The sequence below is a fragment of the Limnochorda sp. L945t genome (genome assembly GCF_035593305.1).
GTDB classification, from domain to species: Bacteria; Bacillota; Limnochordia; order Limnochordales; family Geochordaceae; genus Carboxydichorda; species Carboxydichorda subterranea.
The window spans coordinates 2,123,187-2,143,272 of record NZ_CP141615.1; the positions used below are offsets into that span (position 1 = coordinate 2,123,187).

The window sequence follows — 20,086 nt, forward strand, 5'->3', positions numbered from 1 at the left end:
AACGGCGCCCCTTCAAGGCGCCTTCGCGGGTGACGTCGCCGCCGGCAGCCAGAAGCGGAAGGTGGTACCCACCCCGACTTCGCTGTCGACCTCGATGCGCCCGCCGTGGAGTTCCACGATGTGGCGGACGATGGACAGGCCCAGGCCCGTGCCTCCCAGTTCCCGGGAGCGAGCCCGGTCCACCCGGTAAAACCGCTCGAAAATCCGGCTCAGGTGCTGCCGGGGGATACCGATGCCGGTGTCGGCCACCTCCACCCGCACCGTGCCGTCCCGCTCCGGCCTCGCCCGCACCCGGATGCTGCCGGCCATGGTGTACTTGATGGCGTTGTCCAGCAAGTTGATGAACACCTGGCGGAGCATGTCCTCGTCGCCCAGCACCGGCGGCAGTCCGGGATCGAACTCCATGGAGAGCGCGAGCCCCTTGGAGCCGGCCTTGCGGCTGAACATCTGGACGACCGCCTCGGCCACCTCCGACAGCCGGAGCGCCGCCGGATGGAACGCCGCCGTGCGCGACTCGAGTCGCGAGAGGTCCAACAGGTCGTTGATGAGCGCCACCAGCCGGTCGGTCTCCCGGGCCATGATCTCCAAGAAGCGCGTCCGGGTGGCCGCGTCCTCCGCCGCGCCCTCCTGCAGCGCCTCGATGAAACCCTTGATGGCCGTGAGCGGCGTGCGGAGCTCATGCGAGACGTTGGCCACGAAGTCGCTGCGCACCCGTTCGAGCCGCCGGAGCTCGGTCACGTCGCGCACGAGGGCCACCGCCCCCCAGGGCGTCCGGGCCCGGTCGGCCGGAGCACCTCCCGCCGCCTGTCGCGCGGCGTCCGGCGACGCGGGCGGAGCGAGCGGCGCGGCCGTCACCTGGAAAGTACGTTCGCCGGGCGTACCCACCAGGCGGAACTCCCGCACCTGCGGCTGGCCGCTTTGCAGGGTCTCGCCCACCGCGGTCGCCAGGTCGTAGCTTCGAATGGCCTCCACCAGCGGCCGGCCGAGCACGTCGGTGTCCCGGACGCCGAAGAGGCGGCTCGCCGCCTGGTTGAAGAGGATGACCCTGCCGGAGGGGTCGACGGCGATGCAGCCGTCGACGAGGCTGGCCAGCACCCCGCTCAGCTCCGCCTGCTTGCGGGACGACTCGGCCAGCGCGGCGCTGAAGCTCGACGACAGCTGGCGAAGGCGCGCCGCGAGATCCGACAGTTCCTCGGGCTGGGAGAGCAGCACCTCACTGGCCTGGCCCGACTGCATGAGCCCCACGAAGTCGGACAGCCCGTCGATGGCCGTACGGACCGACGCGACGGCCCGGCGGCTGAAGAAGACGCCCGCCCCGATGGCGGCCAGCACCGCCACCAGCACCGCCTCGTGGGCGGGCACGCCCATCCGGCCGAGCCCGCTCCAAAAGAGCGCCGCGGCGAAAAAGCCGGCGGCCGCCGCCGAGACGTGGGAGAAGAAGAGCATGCGTCGCAGGGACGGCGGGGAGAGACGTCGCCTACGCAGGGTTTTCTCGCATCCGATAACCCACGCCTCTTACGGTCTCGATGTAGCGAGGATGGGCCGGATCGTCCTCGAGCTTCTGCCGGAGGCGCACCACGTGGACGTCCACCGTCCGCGTGTCACCCGCGAAATCGTATCCCCACACCTTCTCCAGCAAGAGCTCTCGGGTCATCACGATCCCCTTGTTGGCCATGAGCATGCGCAAGAGGTCGTACTCTTTGGGCGTGAGGTCGACCGGCCGGCCCTCCACCCACACCTGGTGGCGGGCCAGGTCCATCACCACGCTGCCCGCCCGCAGCTCGTTGCCGCCCGGCGGGCCCGACGCCGCGGATCGGGCCGCCTCCTGGGCCGCCTGGGTGCGCCGCAACACCGCACGTATACGGGCGACCAGCTCGCGGGGGCTGAAGGGCTTGGTGATGTAGTCGTCGGCCCCGAGCTCCAGCCCGACCACCTTGTCGACCTCGCCCGCCTTCGCGGTCAGCATGATGATCGGGATGCTCGCCTTCTGCCGCAGCTGGCGGCAGACCTCCAGCCCGTCGAGGCCCGGCAACATGAGGTCGAGCAGCACGAGATCGGGCCGGGTCCGCTCTACCGCCTCCAGCGCCTGCGGTCCACTCGCGGCCGAGTCGGTGACGAACCCCTCCTTCTCGAGGGTGAAGCGCACCAACTCCACGATGGAAGGCTCATCGTCGACCACCAGTACCCGGTATGCCATGATCACGCCCGCCGTCGCCGCGTGTGGTTCTGCGCGCATCGTCGCCCGTCCTGCTGGCGAAGAGGGGAAGCCTCTCCAGGATTTGCGCCGTCATCTCCCGGGTCCCCACCACCCGGACGGCGGGCGTGCCGGCCCCCCCGCCCGCCCCCTCGGTCGCTCGTCCGGCGACCAGGTCGCGCGTCCGGAAGCCCTCCTGCAACGTGGCGGCCACCGCCTCTTCGATCATGGCGGCCACGTCGTCCCATTGCAGGTCGAGGCGCGCCAGCAGCGCCGCCGACAGGATGGCTCCGATGGGGTTGGCCAGCCCCTGGCCGGCAATGTCCGGGGCCGTGCCGTGGACTGGCTCGTAGAGGCCCACGGGCCCTCCGATGCTGGCCGAGGCGAGCATCCCCAGGGAGCCGGCCAGCACCGCCGCCTCGTCGCTCAGGATGTCCCCGAAGGTGTTCTCGCACAGCAACACGTCGAGCGACCGGGGCGACTGCACCAGCTTCATGGCACAGCTGTCCACGTACTGGTAGGTGCACTCGACGTCGGGGTACTCCCCGGCCAGCGACTCCACCCGTTCCCGCCACAGGCGCGAGGTCTCGAGGATGTTGGCCTTGTCCACCAGGCAGAGCTTGCGCCGCCGCTTGCGGGCCAGCTCGAAGGCGAAGCGGGCCACCCGGTCGATCTCGACGTCGGCGTACTCCATGGTGTCGAAGGCCAGGATCCGCCCGTCCTGGTCGCGCCGCCCCCGGGCCCCGTAGTAGAGCCCCCCGAGAAGCTCCCGCACGATGACCAGATCCGTCCCGCGGGCGACCTCCGGCCTCAACGGAGTCGCGTCTTCCAGCCCCTCGAACAGCCTCACGGGGCGGATGTTGGCGAAAGCGCCGAGGGCTCGCCGCAACTCGAGCAGCCCCGCCTCGGGGCGCAAGGCTCCCGGCAGGCGGTCCCAGCGGGGACCGCCCACGGCCCCCAGCAACACCCCGTCAGAGTGCAGGCAAGCCTGGATGGTGGCATCGGGCATCGGCCCCAGCCCCCGGTCGATGGCCTCCCCGCCTCCCGCCGCCCTCGTGAACCGTACCTCTCGGCCGGCAAGATTCGCAGCCTCTTCCAGGCACTGCGCCGCCGCCTCGACGACCTCCGGCCCGATGCCGTCCCCGCCGATGAGGACGACGTGCGCCGCGGAGCGCTCCGGGCGCGCCCTCATCCCCTCACCCTGTCGCACGCGCGCTTGCCTCCCGCTCCTGCAGCCGCCGGGCCACGTAGGGTACCAATCCGCCGGCCTCCAGGATCTCCCTCATGACGTCCGGCATCCGCTCCGCCACGAACGTGCGCCCGCCTGCCTCGTCGAGCACGGTGCCCGCCTCGAGGTCGATGCTCACCGTCTGCCCGCTCTGGACGGGGATGGGCTCGGGGCACTGGAGCACGGGCAGCCCCACGTTGACCGCGTTGCGGTAGAAGATCCGGGCAAAAGAGCGGGCCACCACGCAGGCGATGCCGGCCGCCTTGAGGGCGATGGGGGCGTGCTCCCGGCTGCTGCCGCTGCCGAAGTTGACGCCCGCCACCACGATGTCGCCCGGCCAGATCCGCTCCCTCAAGCTGGGGTCCAGGTCCTCGAAGACGTGCCGGGCGAGTTCCTGGGGATCCGACGTGGTGAGGTAGCGGGCCGGGATGATCACGTCGGTGTCCACGTGGTCGCCCACCACCCACACCCGGCCCCGGACGGTGCGCGGTATGGCCGTCATGCCGCCTCACCTGCCACTTCCAGGAAGTCTTTCTCCGTCAGGCCCAGCTCTTCGGGAGAAGCGATACGGCCCATCACCGCAGAGGCCGCGACGACGGCCGGGCTGGCCAGGTAGATCTCGCTCTCCCGGTGCCCCATCCGTCCCACGAAGTTGCGGTTGCTGGTCGAGATCGCCCGCTCGCCCCTGGCCAGCACCCCCATGTGCGCGCCCAGGCAGGGGCCACAGGTGGGCGTGCTGACCGCGGCTCCCGCCTCGACGAAGCAATCGAGCAACCCCTCCGCCATGGCCTGCCGGTAGACGCGCTGGCTCGCCGGAATCACGATCATCCTCACGTCCTGGTGCACGCGCCGCCCCCGCAGCACCCGGGCCGCCAGCCGCAGGTCCTCGATCCGCCCGTTGGTGCACGACCCCACGAAGGCCTGGTCGATGCGGACGCCGAGCGCGGCCGCTTCACTGACGGGCCGGGTGTTTTCCGGCAGGTGAGGGAAGGCCACCTGGGGCTCGACCCGGCTCACGTCGATCTCGACCTCGCCGGCGTACCGGGCGCCGGGATCGCCCCGGAAGATGCGGGGCGGGCGGCGGGCTCTCCCCTCCTCCCAGGCGAGGGTGACCTCGTCGACCTCGAAGATGCCGGTCTTGGCCCCCGCCTCGATGGCCATGTTGGCCATCGTGAACCGGCCCTCCATGCTGATGTCCCGCACGGCCTCGCCGGTATACTCCAGGGCCTGGTAGAGCGCCCCGGCCACGCCGATCCTTCCGATCGTGTGCAGGACGAGATCCTTCGCCGTGACCCAAGGCTTGCGCCGCCCGTAGTAGACCACCCGGAGCGTCTCCGGCACCCGCAGCCACGTCTCCCCCAGCGCCATGGCCGCGGCGATGTCGGTCGAGCCCATGCCCGTGGCGAAACAGCCCAGCGCGCCGTTGGTGCACGTGTGGGAGTCGGCGCCGATGACCACGTCGCCCGGCACGACCAGCCCCTCTTCGGGGAGCAGGACGTGCTCGATGCCCATCCGCCCGATTTCGAAGAAGTAAGGGAGATCTTGCTCCCGGGCGAACTGCCGCATGGCCTGGATGTTGGCCGCCGCCTGGATGGTGGGGCTCGGGGCGAAGTGGCTCGGGACCATCGCCACCGCTTCCCGATTGAAGACGCGCCTGGCCCCCATACGGTAGAACTCCTGGATGCTGATGGGTGCCGTCACGTCGTTGGCCAGGATCATGTCGACCCGGGCATGGACGATCTCCCCCGCCCGCACCTCTCGCCTGCCGCTGTGATCGGCCAGGAGTTTCTCGACCAGCGTCATGGCCATAGCGGCCTCACCCCCCGCTCGCCGGCGCCGGCGCCGGCTCGCTTGCCTGGAAGTGCGCGGCGGCCGGGGCTTCCGCCCCCGCCTGGTGCGCGTAGGTCATGCGGTTGACGGCCTGCAAATAAGCTCGGGCGCTGGCCTCGAGCACATCCGTGCTGGCCGCCCTGCCCACGAACACCTGCCCGTCGTCCCGTACTCGCACCGTCACCTCGCCCATGGCGTCCTTGCCCGAGGTCACCGCCTGGAGCTGGTAGCTCACGAGCTCGGCCCGGATGGCACCGGCTCGCTCGATGGCCCGGTACAGGGCGTCCACCGGGCCGTCCCCGCAGGCGGCCTCCTGAACGAGCTCGCCCGTGTCCGCCAGGCGCAACCGTACCGTGGCGGTGGGGACCGACCCCGTGCCGCTCGCCACGTGGAAGTACTCGAGCAGGTAGCGCTCCGGCACGCTGACGGTGCGGTGCTCCTCCACCAGCGCCACCAGGTCCCGGTCGGTCACCGACTTCTTGCGGTCGGCGAGCTGCATGAGGCGCTCGTAGATGACGGCGAGGTCGGCGTCGCTGACCTGGTAGCCGAGTTCCTCGAGGCGATGGCGGACGGCGTGACGCCCCGAATGCTTCCCGAGCACCAGCCGGCTCTGGGCCTGGCCCACCCACTCGGGCCGCATGATCTCGTAGGTACGGCGTTCCTTGAGCATCCCGTCCTGGTGGATGCCGGCCTCATGGGCAAACGCGTTATCCCCCACGATGGCCTTGTTGGGCTGCACGACGATGCCCGTCAGCTGGCTCACGAGCCGGCTCGTGCGATAGAGCTGCTCGGTCACGATGCCCGTCTCGAACGGGAAGCGGTCCTGGCGGGTCTTGAGCGCCATGACCACCTCTTCGAGCGCGGCGTTGCCGGCCCGTTCGCCGATGCCGTTGATGGTCCCCTCGACCTGGCGGGCCCCCGCCTCCACGGCGGCCAGCGTGTTGGCCACCGCCAGCCCCAGGTCGTCGTGGCAGTGGGCGCTCAAGGTGGCCCGCTCGATCCCGGAGGTGTGGGCCTTCACGTACCGGAAGAGCTCCGCATACTCGCTCGGGGTCGCATACCCCACCGTGTCGGGGATGTTGATGATGGTCGCCCCGGCCGACAAGACCGCCTCGAAGACCCGGCACAGGAAGTCGGGGTCGCTGCGGGTGGCATCCTCTGCCGAGAACTCCACCTCGTCGGCCAGCCCTGCGGCCAGCCGTACGGACTCCCGGGCGATCTGCAGGACCTCCTCCGGGCTCTTGCGGAGCTTGTACTGCATGTGGATGGGCGACGTGGCGACGAAAACGTGGATGCGGCTGCGGGCCGCGCCCTTGACGGCCTCCCCCGCCGCCTCGATGTCCCGCGGGTTGCCCCGGGCGAGCACGGCAATGGTCGGCCGGCGCACCTGGCGGCATATCTCCTGGACAGCGGCCAGCTCGCCGGGCGAGGCCGCCGGAAAGCCGGCCTCGATGACGTCGACGCCCAGTGCGTCGAGCTGGCGGGCCACCTCGAGCTTCTCCAGCTCGTTGAGGCTGGCCCCCGGCGACTGCTCGCCGTCCCGCAGGGTCGTGTCGAAAACCTGGATGCGCACCACCGCTGTCGATACCCCCCAACGGCGCCGGCGCCACCGGTACGTCCCGCTACCACTCCACGACCCGGATGTCCCAGAGGTCCGGGATGCGGCGCAAGGTCTCCACCACCCCGGGCGGGACCTCCTGGTCGACCCCGACGACCATGACCGCATGGCCGCCCGGGCGGTCCCTGCCCACCTGCATGTAGGCGATGTTGATCTGGTGCTGGCCCAGGATGGTGCCGACCTTCCCGATGATGCCGGGCCTGTCCTGATGCGACGAAACCAGCAAGTAACCCGACTCCTCCACGTCGATGCGGTATCCGTTGATCGCCACGAGGCGGGGCCGGCCGTCGTCCCCCACGTGCCCGGCCACGCTCACTTCGGCCGAGTCGCTCCCCCGGGGACGGGACCGCAGCAGGATCAAGGCCCCCGTGGCCGCTTCCTGCTCCTTCAAGGCCCCGTGGCTGTGGGTCTCCACCACCTCCATGCCGCGCTCCCTCGCGAGCACGGGGGCGCTGGCCAGTGTCACGCCTTCCTGCATGACGGGGGTCAGCACACCCCACAAGACCGCAGCGGTGAGGGCCCCGCTCTCGGGAGCGTGGGCGAGCTCCCCGCGGTACACGATCTCCAGCCGGGCCATCGCCTCAGGGCCGAAGAGCTCCGCGAACGCCCGGCCCAACCGGCGCGCCAGCTCCACGTGGTGACGGGCCCTCGGCCAGCGCTCCGGCGGAATGGAGGGAAGGTTGACGGCGCTGTGAGGCAGCTCTCCGGAGAGCACCCTCAGCACCTCCTCCGCCACGGTGCGCGCCGCGCTCGCCTGCGCCTCCCGGGTACTGGCGCCCAGGTGCGGAGTCATGACCACGTTGGGCAGGCCGAACAGAGGGCTGTCGGCCGGCAACGGCTCGGTCTCGTACACGTCGAGCGCCGCCCCGGCCAGCCGGCCCTGTGCGAGCGCCCGGGCAAGGGCGGCCTCGTCGACGATGCCGCCGCGAGCGCAGTTGACCAGGTAAGCGGTCGGCCGCAACCGGGCCAGGCGGGACGCGTCGAGGAGGTGGCGGGTGCGAGGCGTGAGCGGACAGTGGATGCTGACAAAATCGCACCGCTCCAGCATGGGATCGAGATCCATGAGCTCGACGCCGAGCTGCGCTGCCCGCTCGCCCGTCACGTACGGGTCGTGGGCCACCACCGTCATGCCCATGGCGCGCGCCCGGCGCGCCACTTCGGTGCCGATGCGGCCCAGCCCCACCAGGCCCAGGGTCTTGCCCGCCAGCTGGACCCCCATGAACCGATGGCGCTCCCAGCGCCTCTCCGATGCGAGGGAATGGTGGGCCCAGGGAATGCGCCGGGCCACCGCGAGCATCAGCGCCAGCGCGTGCTCGGCAGCCGCCACGGTATTGGCCTCAGGGGTGTTGACCACGACGACCCCGCGCCGGGTCGCCGCCTCCACGTCGATGTTGTCGACGCCCGTGCCGGCGCGGCCCACCACGCGCAGGCGCTTGCCGGCTTCCAGCACGGCGGCGTCGACCCGGGTCTCGCTGCGCACGACGAGGGCGTCGTACTCGCCAATGCGGGCGAGCAGCGCCGCCCGGTCCGGATCGTGACGGACGTCGACCTCCGCCCCTGCCTGCCGCAGCCGTTCCACGCCGGCCTCGTCCAGCGGATCGGCCACCAGGACGCGCGTCATGGCCGCGCCCCTTGCCGCTCCAGCCAGACCGCCTGGGCGGCCGCCACGCCCTTACCCGGAGCGCTCACCGGCGCCCCGGTGCGCGCCAGCGCCATTTCGGCCGCCGCCACCGCGTTGATCATGTCGAGCGGCGTGGCAAACCCCATGTGCCCCACCCGCAGGATCTGGCCCGCAAGGCGCCCCTGCCCACCGCTGAACACGACGCCCAGCTCCTGGAGCGCCACCCGCCGCACCGCCTCCACGTCGACGCCGGCCGGCGGGCGCACGGCGGTCACCGTGGGAGAGGCGAAGCGATCCTCGACCATGAGCTCCCATCCGTCTGCCTCGAGCCCGGCTCGCACCATGTCGCGCATGAGCCGGTGCCGGGCGAATCGCTCCTCGGGCGCCTCCCGGGCCATCAGATCCAGGGCCTCGTCCACCGCGTAGACGACGGAGACGGCGGGCGTCCAGGGAGTCTGGCCCTTCTCGAACATGCGCCGGTGGGCCGCCAGATCGAGGTAGTAGCGGCTCGCCCGGCTGGTCTCCGCCCGCTGCCAGGCACGGCGCGACAGGGCCACGAAGGCGAGCCCCGGCGGCGCCATGATGCACTTTTGAGAGGCGCTCACCACCGCGTCCAGCCCCCAGGCGTCCATGGAGAGAGGAGCGCCGCCCAGGCCGCTGACCGAGTCCACCACCACGAGCGCGTCGGGGGCCACCTGGTCCCGGACGCGGGCGATGGCCTGCAGATCGTTGAGCACCCCGGTGGACGACTCGTTGTGGGTCGTGAAGATGGCCCGCACGCCCGGGGTCTCGCGCAGCCGCTCTCCCAGCTGCTGCGGGTCGACCCCCGTGTGCCACGGGTACTCCATCACCTCGACCTGGGCGCCGAAGGCCGTGGCGATCTCCACCCACCGGTGCCCGAAGACGCCCCCCTCGAGCACCAGCACGCGATCGCCGGGGGAAACGAGGTTGGCGCACGCCGCTTCCATCCCCGCCGTGCCTGAGCCGGTCAGGATCGCGACGTACTGCTCCGTCCCCACGAGTCGCTGGAGCCGCTCCGTCACCCTCGCCAGGATCGCCTTGAACTCCGGCCCTCGATGATTGATCATGGGCCGGGACATCGCCCGCAACACCGACGGCGGTACCGGCGTGGGCCCTGGGATCCGTAGCTCTTGCTTTTCCTGCAACCAGTGCGTCGACACCGTCATCCAGCCGCCTTTCCCGGGAAATGGTCAGGCGACCATCTTCGCCGCACGACCGGCCTACCCTTGCCCGTCCCGGGACGGGCCTGCCTCCCGCGCTCCGGCCTCGGCCAGGAGCTGGCCGACGACCTCCTTCGCCTCCTGGGGGGTTTCGATCCAGGGCATCATGAAGCGCAGCCGCCGGCCCACTTCCTCGATGGGGTGCCGCGCCTGCGCGTAGCGCAGGGCGTTCATGACGGGGCGGCCTGCCTGGTTCTCCAGGATCCACTCCCTGGCGAAGCGGCCCGAGCGGATCTCTTCGAGCACCGACCTCATGCTCTGGCGCACGCGATCGTCGATGACCTTGCGGCCCACGGTCAGGTCACCGTACTCGGCGGTGTCAGAGATGGAGTGCCGCATCCAGGCGATGCCGCCTTCGTACATGAGGTCGACGATGAGCTTCATCTCGTGCAGGCACTCGAAGTAAGCCACCTCGGGCTGGTACCCGGCCGCCACCAGCGTGTCGAAGCCGGCCCGCACCAACTCCGTCATCCCGCCGCAGAGCACCGCCTGCTCCCCGAAGAGGTCCGTCTCGGTCTCCTCCGCGAACGTGGTCTCGAGCACCCCGGCCCGCGTGGCGCCGATCGCCTTGGCGTACGCGAGGGCAAGCGATCGGGCGTGGCCGGTGGCGTCCCGATGCACCGCGAAGAGCGCAGGGACTCCCTTCCCCTCCTGGTACATGCGGCGCACCAGATGGCCCGGGCCCTTGGGCGCCACCATGAAGACGTCCACGTCCTGGCCCGGACGGATCTGGCCGAAGTGAACGTTGAACCCGTGGGAAAACCCCAGCGCCTTGCCCGCCGCCAGCGCCGGGCGAATCTCCTCGAACACCTGCGGCGCCACGTGGTCCGGCACCAGGAGCTGGACGACGTCGGCCTGTTGAGCCGCCTCCCGGGGCGGCACCACCTCCCACCCGTCTTCCCGGGCCCGGCGGTAGTTGCGGCTGCCGGGGCGGTTGGCCACCACCACGCGGACCCCGCTGTCCCTCAGGTTGAGGGCATGAGCGTGGCCCTGGCTTCCGTACCCCACGATGGCGACGGTCCTGGAACGGAGCACCTCGAGATCGGCGTCCGGGTCGTAGTAAAGCCGAGCGGCCATGTCAGATCACCCGCACCCCTTCCGATGCAAGTTTGCTCGGTGGCACGCCTCCCGCCGGCCCGGCCGTGCGCGCTACCCGCCCCGGACGAGCCATGGCGACCGTGCCGCTGCGTACCAGCTCCTTGAACCCGAAGGCCCGCAGGATCCGCAAAGCGGCCTCGACATCGGCCGTGGGGCCGGTCAGTTCGACCGTCACCGACTCCTCTCCCACGTCTACCAGCCGGGCCCCCACGAGCTGAGCCATCTGCGCCGCCTCGAGCCGCCGGGAGGCGTCGGCGGCCAGCCGCACCAGGACCAGCTCCCTTTCGATCGGCTCGTCGTCGGTGATGTCGCTCACCTTGATGACGTCGACGAGCTTGTGGAGCTGCTTGGTCACCTGCTCGACGCCCGGCTCGTCTTCGTCGAGCACCAGCGTCATCCGGGCGAGCGCCGGGTCGTCGGTGGCGCCGACGGCCACGCTCTGGATGTTGAAGCCGCGCCGGGAGAAGAGCGCCGACACCCTCGTCATGACCCCCGGCTGGTTGCGCACCAGCACTGCCAGCACCCGCCGCATTCACTCCACCCGGCCCTTCACGCCGGTCATCTCGTCGATGGCCCGGCCGGGCGGCACCATGGGCAGGACGAGCGCGGACGGGTCGACCACGACGTCCAGCACGTAGGGTCCGGGGGCGGCCAGCGCCTCGGCCAGCGCGGCGGTCATCTCCTCCGGGCGGTCGACCCTGCGTCCGGGCACTCCGAAGCCTCGAGCGATGGCGACGAGGTCCGGCCCCGGCGGCAGGAGGCTCTCCGCGTAGCGGCCTTCATAGAAGATCTCCTGCCACTGGCGCACCATCCCGAGAGCACCGTTGTTGATCACGACGATGGGAAGGGGCAACTGCAGCTGCGCCGCCACGGCCAGCTCCTGCACCGTCATCAGGAAGCCGCCGTCACCCACGACCGCCACCACGGGCCGGTCCGGCACGGCCAGGCGCGCCCCGATGGCCGCAGGAAGCCCGAACCCCATGGCGCCGAGGCCGCCCGACGTGATCTGCAGCCGAGGGGCCTGGAACCGGTAGAACTGCGCCACCCACATCTGGTGCTGGCCCACGTCGGTCACCACCACCGCTTCCCCTGCGGTGAGGGTGTCGAGGGCGACGACGACGTCCTGGGGAGCGACGACGCCCGGGGTGCGCTCGTACAGGAGCGGGTACTCGTCCTGCCAGGTGCGGATCTGCTCCAGCCACGCGTCGTGGCCGGCAGGGGCGACCAGGGGGATGAGCTCTTCGAGGACCCGGCGAGCGTCGCCGACGATGGGCACGTCCACCGCAACGTTCTTGCCGATCTCCGCGGGGTCGACGTCGATGTGGATCTTGCGGGCACCGGGGGCAAACCGCGTGACGTCGCCGGTCACCCGGTCGTCGAAGCGGGCACCCACGGCGATGAGCAGATCCGCGTGCTGGACGGCGTAGTTGGCCCAGGCGGCGCCGTGCATGCCCAGCATCCCGAGGGAAAGCGGGTGGCGCCCCGGCACGGCACCGAGGCCCATCAGCGTCATGACCACAGGGATCTGGGCCCGCTCGGCGAGCTCCACGACCAACTCGCCCGCTCCCGCCGTGACGACTCCGCCCCCCACGTACAACAGGGGCCGCCGCGACTCTTCGACCAGCCGCGCGGCCGCCTCGATCTGGCGCGGGTGGCCCGCTGTCGTCGGGCGGTACCCGGGCAGGTCGAGCGGCGGCGGGTACGGCATCCACCGGACGCGCTCGTTGGCCACGTCCTTGGGGAGGTCGATGAGCACCGGGCCGGGCCGCCCGGTACGGGCGATGTAGATGGCCTCGTGGACGACCGACGGGATGTCGCAAGCCCTGCGAACGGAATAGTTGTGCTTGGTGATGGGCATGGTCACCCCGCACACGTCCGCCTCCTGGAACGCATCCCGCCCGATCGCGCTGGTCGCCACCTGGCCGGTGATGGCCAGGACCGGCACAGAGTCCATGTGGGCGCTGGCGAGGCCCGTCACCAGGTTGGTGGCTCCCGGGCCGGAGGTCGCCATGCAGACCCCCACCCGGCCCGAAGCCCGGGCGTACCCTTCCGCCATGTGCGCGGCACCCTGCTCGTGGCGGACGAGCACGTGGCGAGGCCGCCCGATCCGGTACAGGGCGTCGTAGACCGGCATGATCGCCCCGCCCGGGTACCCGAAGACGACCTCGACCCCCTCTTCCACCAGCGCCCAGATGAGTGCTTCGGCACCGCTCACCTCCTGGCCGGGCGCGATGCCGGCCGGCGCCTCGGTGCGGGACAGTCGGTGTCCCTCCGGCGCGTTGTTTGGCCCTCGAGCCGTATCGATACCCATCGCTTCGCCCCCTGCCCACGGAAATGCGAAAAGCCCCTGCCGCCCGGTCTATGCGGGCGACAGGGGCGACAGCACTCGGTGCCTCGCGGTACCACCCTGCTTCGGATCCCGGCGGGGATCCCTCGGACGCTTCACCGCCCGGCCCGGCGGTAAAGCCTGCGCGATAACGGGCGCTCCCGCCCGGGCCTACTGGGGCACTCGGCGGCCCGTTGGGCCCGGAGGCTCCGGGGTGAGTTCGAGGAGGGGCCAGGCGCCGGCTCCCACCACCCGCCGGCTCTCTCTAAAACGGCCTTCCCGCTTCCCCTACTGCTCCCCATCGTCGCCGTTGGCCACCGGGACGATCCTGCCCGGCAGCAACTGTTGGGCACCACTATACGCACGACCCGGGGAGCAGTCAAGCAGTCGGCTTTCGAATTTACGAACCGTTTACATCGCTCGCGCTCGCCCCGGCGCGCTAGGCCCGGGCCTTCGCCACGTTCTTGAGCCGGCGCCCGAAGGCCCGGGCCTCCTCATCGCCGCCGAGCTCGGCGAAGTCCTCGACCCAGGCGCCTTGCTTCTCGAGGGCCGCCATGAGCTGCTTGAGCGCCTTTGCCCACCCGAAGCCGCTGCGGCGCACGAAAGCCGCCGTACGCTTGCCCTCCAGGCGGGTACACCGAGTCAAAGCTTCTGCCACGTCGTCGGCGATGCGGCCCCGGACGAGCCCCAGAGAAGGGCTACCCACGCAGACCAGATCGTAGGCTGCGACGCTGATGGGCTGCGTCCGAGATGGGTCCACCTGCATCAGATCCGCACGGATGTTTTCGGCCTCGAGCCCTTCGGCCAGGGCCTTGGCCAGGGCCGTCAGGTTACCGACCGAGCTGTAGAGGACAAGGGCCCGCACCGGCCATCTCCACCTCTTGCCAGGCGCTCTCCCGGGAGATTCGTCCCGGCGGGCGCAACTCCCTTGTGGCCCTACCTTGACATGGGGTCCGGAGCCTCATGCAGCGCCGGCAGCGGAGGGCGGCTCAGGCCATCCGCCCATCTCGCGAAGGCGTACCCTGGCTTGCGCGATGGCCTGTCGCACGGCCGAAGGCGCCGTACCTCCCGGGAGCGAACGGGCCTCGAGGGCCGCCTCGAACGTCAGCCGCTCTTTCACCTCGTTCCCGAACAGGGGCGAGTGTCGCCGCAGATCTTCCGGCGAGAGGCCGGTCAGGGCCACTCCCCGCCGGGCCGCCTCCTGCACGACGTTGCCCACGATCCGGTGCGCCTCGCGAAAGGGCATGCCCCGGCGGGCGAGGTAATCGGCGAGCTCCGTCGCCAGCATGTCCGGCGTGCAGGCCTGCCGCATCCGATCTCGCCGGAAACGCACGGACCCCATGAGTTCGGCCGCCATCTCCAGGGATGCCACGGTCTGATCCACGGCGTCGAAGAGCGGTTCCTTGTCCTCCTGGAGGTCCCGGTTGTAAGCGAGCGGCAGCCCCTTCAGCACCATGAGGAGCCCCACGAGGTGCCCGGCCACCCGCCCGGCTCGCCCGCGCATCAGTTCGGCCGCGTCGGGGTTTTTCTTCTGGGGCATCATGCTGGAGCCGGTGGCGAGGCGATCGGGCAACTCCACGAAGCCGAAGGCGGGATGGTTCCAGAGGACGAGCTCCTCTCCCAGCCGGCTCAGGTGCATCATGATCACGGCGGCGGCGTACAGCACGTCGAGCACGAAGTCGCGGTCCGAGACGGCGTCCAGGCTGTTGGGGCAAAGCGCGTGGAAGCCGAGCTCGGCCGCCACCGATGCCCGGTCCAGCGCGAAGGCGGCGCCGGCCAGGGCTCCCGCCCCCAGCGGCAACACCGAGGCCCGGCCGTGCGCCTCCCGCAACCTCTGCCGGTCCCGAAAGAGCATCTCCACGTACGCCATCAGGTGATGGCCCAGGGTCACCGGCTGGGCCGGCTGCAGGTGAGTCAGCCCCGGCAACAGCGTCTGCGCTTCCTGCTCGGCTCGATCGAGCAGCGTCTCTTGCAGCGAAGCCGCCGCCCGATCGAGCAGCACGCACGCCTCGCGGGCGTACAATCGCAGGTCGGTCGCTACCTGGTCGTTACGGCTGCGGGCCGTGTGCAGTTTGAGCGCTACCGGGCCGATCCGCTCGTGGAGCAGGCGCTCGACGGCGGAGTGGACGTCCTCGTCGGGGCCGTCCAGGAGCTCCGGACGGGCAGCGATCTCGTCCTCGAGCGTCTCGAGGCCGGCGACGATCCGGTCCGCCTCCTCGGGCCGCAGGATCCCGCAGCGCCCCAGCATACGGGCGTGCGCCCGGCTGGCCCGGACGTCGTGGCGCCAGAGCCGGCGGTCGTACGAGAGCGAGGCGGTGTAACGCCACATCCGCTCGTCGGGCGCCTCGGTGAAGCGCCCGCCCCACATGGAGGCCTCCGGGCCGCTCATCGTGCGGCCGCCACCCCCTCGTGCAGCCGGGCCTCGAGGCGGGACTGCACGAGCTGCGGCAGCCCGAACAGGGCGATGAACCCCTCGGCGTCCTTCTGCCGGTAGACCCCGTCGGCGCCGAAGGTGGCCAGCGCGTGGTCGTACAGCGAGTAAGGCGAGCGGCGGCCGGTGACCTGCACGTTGCCCTTGTACAGCCGCAGCTTGACCGTACCCGTCACGTGACGCTGGGTCTCTTCCACGAAGGCGTCCAGTGCCCGCTTGAGCCCCGAGTACCACTGCCCGTAGTAGACCAGTTCGGCGTAGCGGACGGCCACCATCTCCTTGAAGTGCAGCGTCTCGCGGTCGAGGGTCAGGCTCTCGAGCTCCCGGTGGGCGACGTGCAGGAGCGTGCCGCCCGGCGTTTCGTAGACACCCCTGGACTTCATGCCCACGACCCGGTTTTCCACGATGTCGACCCGGCCGACCCCGTGGCGGGCGGCGACGGCGTTGAGGGCGTCGAGGAGCTGGTGCGCCGCCATTTGTCGCCCGTCGAGCTGGACGGGGTATCCGGCCTCGAAGGCGATGGTCACCTCTTCGGGCACGTCGGGCGCCCGCGACGGGTCGACGGTCCACTGGAACATCGAGGGATCGGGCGCCCGGTCCGGATCCTCGAGGATGCCGCCCTCGTAGCTGATGTGCCACAGGTTACGGTCGACGCTGTACGGTTTTTCGGCCGTGACCGGCACCGGGATGCCCCGGGCCCTGGCGTAGGCCATCTCGTCCTCGCGGGAGCGCAGGTCCCATTCCCGCCAGGGAGCGATCACCTTCAAGTCCGGCGCCAGCGCCCGGTAGGCCAGCTCGAAGCGCACCTGGTCGTTGCCCTTGCCCGTGCACCCGTGGGCCAGCGCGTCGGCCCCTTCCTCCCGGGCCACCCTGACCTGGCACGCCGCGATCAGGGGCCGGGCGAAGCTCGTACCCAGGAGGTAGCGCCCCTCGTACACGGCCCCCGCTCGCAGCACCTGGAAGGCGTACTCCCGAGCGAAGGCTTCCCGGACGTCCTCCACGACCGCCTTGCTCGCTCCGCTGCGCCTGGCCTTTTCGGCGATCGCCTGGAGATCCTCTCCCTGGCCCACGTCGGCGATCATCGCGACCACGTCGCAACCATAGGTCTCCCGCAGCCAGGGGATCATCACCGACGTATCCAGTCCCCCGGAGTAAGCCAGCACCACCTTGTGCACCTGTCCTGCCATCGCCACTGCCACCCCTCCCCGCTCCCAAGGCTCTTCAAGTACGCTGAAGCCCCGTCACGGCGGGGCTCCCCGCCCGCCTCGGCAGGCGGGCCGTGTAATCCTGCAGGGCCACCGGGCTCGGTACCTCCCCGGCCTGCAGCGCCACCAGGGCCTCGGCCAGCGCCCCGGCGAGATCCAGCGACGTGAAGCACGGCACCTTGAACTCCACCGCGGCCCGGCGCAGCTTGAAACCGCTCCGCTGCGGGATCCGACCTCGGGTCGGCGTGTTGACCACCAGGTCGACCTGTCCCGCCCGTACCAGATCCACCACGTCGGGGTGGCCTTCGCCGATCTTGTGGACGAAGTCGGCAGGGATGCCCTGCGCCTCCAGGAACCGGCGAGTCCCCTCCGTCGCCACGATGCGGTATCCCGCCTCCACCAGCCTTCGCACGATGGGCAGCGCCTCTTCCTTGTCCTTGTCGGCCAGCGTGACGAGCGCCTTGCCACCCGAGGCCCGCACCTGCAGCCCCGCCGCCACCAGCGCCTTGTACAGCGCCCACGGGTAGGTCCCGTTGAGGCCCAGCACCTCGCCCGTCGACTTCATCTCGGGCCCCAGGAAGACGTCCACGTCGTCCAGCTTGTCGAAGGAGAAGACCGGCGCCTTGACCGCCACGTAGGGAGGCGGCGTATCGGGGCCGTAGATCAGCCCGTCGGGCCATCCCAGGCGCTCCAGGCTCTCGCCCATGATGACCTGGGTGGCAAGCGCCACCAGCGGCACGCCGGTCACCTTGCTGATGAACGGCACCGTGCGGCTCGCACGGGGGTTGGCCTCCAGCACGTAGATGCGGCCCTGGCTGATGACGAACTGCACGTTGAGCAACCCCCGCACGCCCAGCGCCAGCGCCAGCTCCCGGGTGTGAGCCGCGATGGCCGACGCCTGCTCGGGCGTGACGTGGACCGGGGGAAAGACGGCGGTGGAATCGCCCGAGTGGATCCCGGCCCGCTCGATGTGCTCCATGATGGCGGGGATCACGACCCGGGTGCCGTCGGAGACCGCGTCCACCTCGATCTCCCGGCCCGGCAGGTAGCGGTCGAGGAGCACCGGGTGGTCGGGGCTGACCCGGACCGCCATCTGCATGTACTCCAGGAGTTCGTCCTCGCTGTGGCAGATCTCCATGGCGCGGCCGCCGAGGACGTACGAGGGCCGGACCATGAGCGGATAGCCGATCTTGTTGGCGACCCCCAGGGCTTCCTCCACGCTGGAGGCGCTGGCTCCCTCTGCCTGGGCGATGCCGAGGGCCGCCACGAGCTCGGCGAAGCGCCGGCGGTCCTCGGCCAGGTCGATGGCCTCCGCGCTGGTGCCCAGCACCGGCACCCCCGCCTCGGAGAGCGGCTTGGCCAGGTTGATGGCCGTCTGCCCTCCGAACTGCACGATGACGCCGAGCGCCCGCTCCCGGCGCACCACCTCCAGCACGTCCTCCAGGGTCAGCGGCTCGAAGTAGAGGCGATCCGAGGTGTCGAAGTCGGTGCTGACCGTCTCGGGGTTGTTGTTGACGATGACCGCCTCGTACCCCAGGCGCTGCAAGGCCCAGACCGAGTGCACCGAGCAGTAGTCGAACTCGATCCCCTGCCCGATCCGGATGGGCCCGGCGCCCAACACGACGACGCGGGGCCGGCGCCCCTCGCTCACCTCGTCCTCCTGTTCGTAGGTGGAGTAGAAGTACCCCGTGCGGGCCTCGAACTCTGCGGCGCACGTGTCGACGCTCTTGAAAACGGGCCGTACCCCGGCCCGCTCTCTCGACTCCCGCACCTCTTTCTCCGTGCAGCCCACGAGAGCGGCCAGCCTCCGGTCGGAGAAGCCCATCCGCTTGTACAGCCGTAGCGCGCCCGGCAGCAGGCCGGGCTCCTCTTCGAGCGCATGCTCCGCCTGCACGAGCTCGTGCAAGACCGCCAGGAAGTACGGCGCCACCCCGGAGAGCTGGTGCATCTCCTCGATCCCGAAGCCGCGCCGCAACCCCTCGGCGAGCGCCCACAGTCGCCGGTCGTCGGCCGCTTGCACGAGCCGCCGCAGGTCGCCGTCGGTCATCCGGGCGATCTCCGGGTGGTACAGCCCGTCGTACCCGGCCTCGAGCGAGCGGACCGCCTTCTGGAGCGCCCCGGCGAAGGTGCGGTCGATGGCCATCACCTCGCCCGTTGCCTTCATCTGGGTGCCCAGGCTCCGGTCCGCCAGCGGGAACTTGTCGAAGGGCCACCGGGGGATCTTGACCACCACGTAGTCCAGCACGGGCTCGAACGCGGCCGTCGTGGCGCCGGTCACCGCATTGGGGATCTCGTCGAGGGTGAGCCCGACGGCGATCTTGGCCGCCACCCGGGCGATGGGGTACCCGGTCGCCTTGGAAGCGAGGGCCGAGGAACGGCTCACCCGAGGATTGACCTCGATGACGTAGTAGCGCCCGGATCCGTCAGGAGCCAGCGCGAACTGCACGTTGCACCCGCCCTGGATGCCGAGCGCCCGGATGATCTTGAGCGAGGCCGTTCGCAGCGCCTGGTACTCGCGATCGGTGAGGGTCTGGCTGGGAGCCACCACGATGCTGTCGCCCGTGTGGATCCCCATGGGGTCGAAGTTCTCCATGTTGCAGACGGTGATGCAGTTGTCGGCGCCGTCTCGCATCACCTCGTACTCGATCTCTTTCCAGCCCACGACGCTCTTCTCGACGAGCACCTGGCCGATGAGGCTGCGCTTGAGGCCTCGCGTCACCACCTGCTGCAGCTGCTCGGGCCGCCGGGCAACGCCTCCGCCCGTCCCCCCCAGCGTGTAGGCCGGGCGCACGATGACCGGGTAGCCGATCTCCTCCGCAAAGGCCAGCGCCTGTTCTACGGAGGTGACGATACGGCTTTCCGGGACGCTCTCCCCGATGGCCAGCATGGTGGTCTTGAACTGTTCCCGGTCCTCGGCCCGCTCGATGGCCGCAAGGGGCGTGCCCAACAGCTCGACGCCGAGGCGGTCGAGCACGCCGCGGCGGGCGAGTTCGAACGCCAGGTTGAGGCCCGTCTGGCCGCCGAGGGTCGGAAGCAGGCCGTCGGGGCGTTCTTGCTCCAGGATCCGCTCCAGGACTTCGGCCACCAGCGGCTCCAGGTAGATGCGATCCGCCATGTGCTCGTCGGTCATGATGGTGGCGGGGTTGGAATTGACGAGCACCACCTCCAGGCCCTCTTCCCGCAGGGCCCGGCACGCCTGGGTACCGGCGTAGTCGAACTCGGCCGCCTGCCCGATCACGATGGGCCCCGAGCCGATGACCATCACTTTGTGGAGATCCGTGCGCTTCGGCATGA

General features: G+C 70.7%; 15 protein-coding genes. All 15 read right to left on the reverse strand.

Going from position 1 to position 20,086, the window contains the following annotated elements:
- Nucleotides 1–12: 12 nt before the first annotated feature.
- Entirely contained in the window at nt 13–1,446 is a 1,434-nt protein-coding gene (locus tag U7230_RS09860; protein WP_324715673.1) for a sensor histidine kinase, read from the reverse strand.
- A gap of 31 nt (nt 1,447–1,477) precedes the next feature.
- On the reverse strand, nt 1,478–2,236 hold the full coding sequence (locus U7230_RS09865; RefSeq protein ID WP_324715674.1) for a response regulator transcription factor: 759 nt from the start codon (nt 2,234–2,236) through the stop codon (nt 1,478–1,480).
- Nucleotides 2,166–3,404, reverse strand: coding sequence for a 3-isopropylmalate dehydrogenase (leuB, locus tag U7230_RS09870; RefSeq protein WP_324715675.1), 1,239 nt, complete (start codon nt 3,402–3,404; stop codon nt 2,166–2,168). Before leuB ends, U7230_RS09865 begins: the two co-directional genes overlap by 71 nt.
- On the reverse strand, nt 3,391–3,924 hold the full coding sequence (locus U7230_RS09875) for a 3-isopropylmalate dehydratase small subunit (RefSeq protein WP_324715676.1): 534 nt from the start codon (nt 3,922–3,924) through the stop codon (nt 3,391–3,393). Before U7230_RS09875 ends, leuB begins: the two co-directional genes overlap by 14 nt.
- On the reverse strand, nt 3,921–5,231 hold the full coding sequence (leuC, locus tag U7230_RS09880) for a 3-isopropylmalate dehydratase large subunit (protein WP_324715677.1): 1,311 nt from the start codon (nt 5,229–5,231) through the stop codon (nt 3,921–3,923). Before leuC ends, U7230_RS09875 begins: the two co-directional genes overlap by 4 nt.
- A gap of 7 nt (nt 5,232–5,238) precedes the next feature.
- Entirely contained in the window at nt 5,239–6,828 is a 1,590-nt protein-coding gene (locus U7230_RS09885) for a 2-isopropylmalate synthase (RefSeq protein ID WP_324715678.1), read from the reverse strand.
- Between the two features lie 46 nt (nt 6,829–6,874).
- Nucleotides 6,875–8,491 carry a phosphoglycerate dehydrogenase gene (gene serA, locus U7230_RS09890; RefSeq protein ID WP_324715679.1) on the reverse strand — a complete coding sequence of 539 codons (1,617 nt, stop codon included), beginning with the start codon at nt 8,489–8,491 and terminating at the stop codon, nt 6,875–6,877.
- Nucleotides 8,488–9,678 (reverse strand): pyridoxal-phosphate-dependent aminotransferase family protein, encoded by a 1,191-nt coding sequence (locus U7230_RS09895; RefSeq protein ID WP_324715680.1) that lies wholly within the window; start codon nt 9,676–9,678, stop codon nt 8,488–8,490. Before U7230_RS09895 ends, serA begins: the two co-directional genes overlap by 4 nt.
- Nucleotides 9,679–9,732: 54 nt before the next feature.
- A complete protein-coding gene (gene ilvC / locus U7230_RS09900; protein ID WP_324715681.1) occupies nt 9,733–10,809 on the reverse strand; it encodes a ketol-acid reductoisomerase in 1,077 nt (358 codons plus the stop codon).
- A 1-nt stretch (nt 10,810) separates the two neighbouring features.
- Nucleotides 10,811–11,362 (reverse strand): acetolactate synthase small subunit, encoded by a 552-nt coding sequence (ilvN, locus tag U7230_RS09905; RefSeq protein WP_324715682.1) that lies wholly within the window; start codon nt 11,360–11,362, stop codon nt 10,811–10,813.
- Complete coding sequence (gene ilvB / locus U7230_RS09910) at nt 11,363–13,141, reverse strand: biosynthetic-type acetolactate synthase large subunit (protein ID WP_324715683.1); 1,779 nt, start codon at nt 13,139–13,141, stop codon at nt 11,363–11,365. It lies immediately after the preceding gene.
- A gap of 454 nt (nt 13,142–13,595) precedes the next feature.
- Nucleotides 13,596–14,021: a flavodoxin family protein gene (locus U7230_RS09915; RefSeq protein WP_324715684.1), complete on the reverse strand. Its 426-nt coding sequence runs from the start codon at nt 14,019–14,021 to the stop codon at nt 13,596–13,598.
- Between the two features lie 96 nt (nt 14,022–14,117).
- Nucleotides 14,118–15,545 carry an argininosuccinate lyase gene (gene argH, locus U7230_RS09920; RefSeq protein ID WP_324715685.1) on the reverse strand — a complete coding sequence of 476 codons (1,428 nt, stop codon included), beginning with the start codon at nt 15,543–15,545 and terminating at the stop codon, nt 14,118–14,120.
- Nucleotides 15,542–16,774: an argininosuccinate synthase gene (locus U7230_RS09925; RefSeq protein ID WP_324715686.1), complete on the reverse strand. Its 1,233-nt coding sequence runs from the start codon at nt 16,772–16,774 to the stop codon at nt 15,542–15,544. Before U7230_RS09925 ends, argH begins: the two co-directional genes overlap by 4 nt.
- 34 nt (nt 16,775–16,808) lie before the next feature.
- On the reverse strand, nt 16,809–20,084 hold the full coding sequence (gene carB, locus U7230_RS09930) for a carbamoyl-phosphate synthase large subunit (RefSeq protein ID WP_324715687.1): 3,276 nt from the start codon (nt 20,082–20,084) through the stop codon (nt 16,809–16,811).
- Nucleotides 20,085–20,086: the final 2 nt, after the last annotated feature.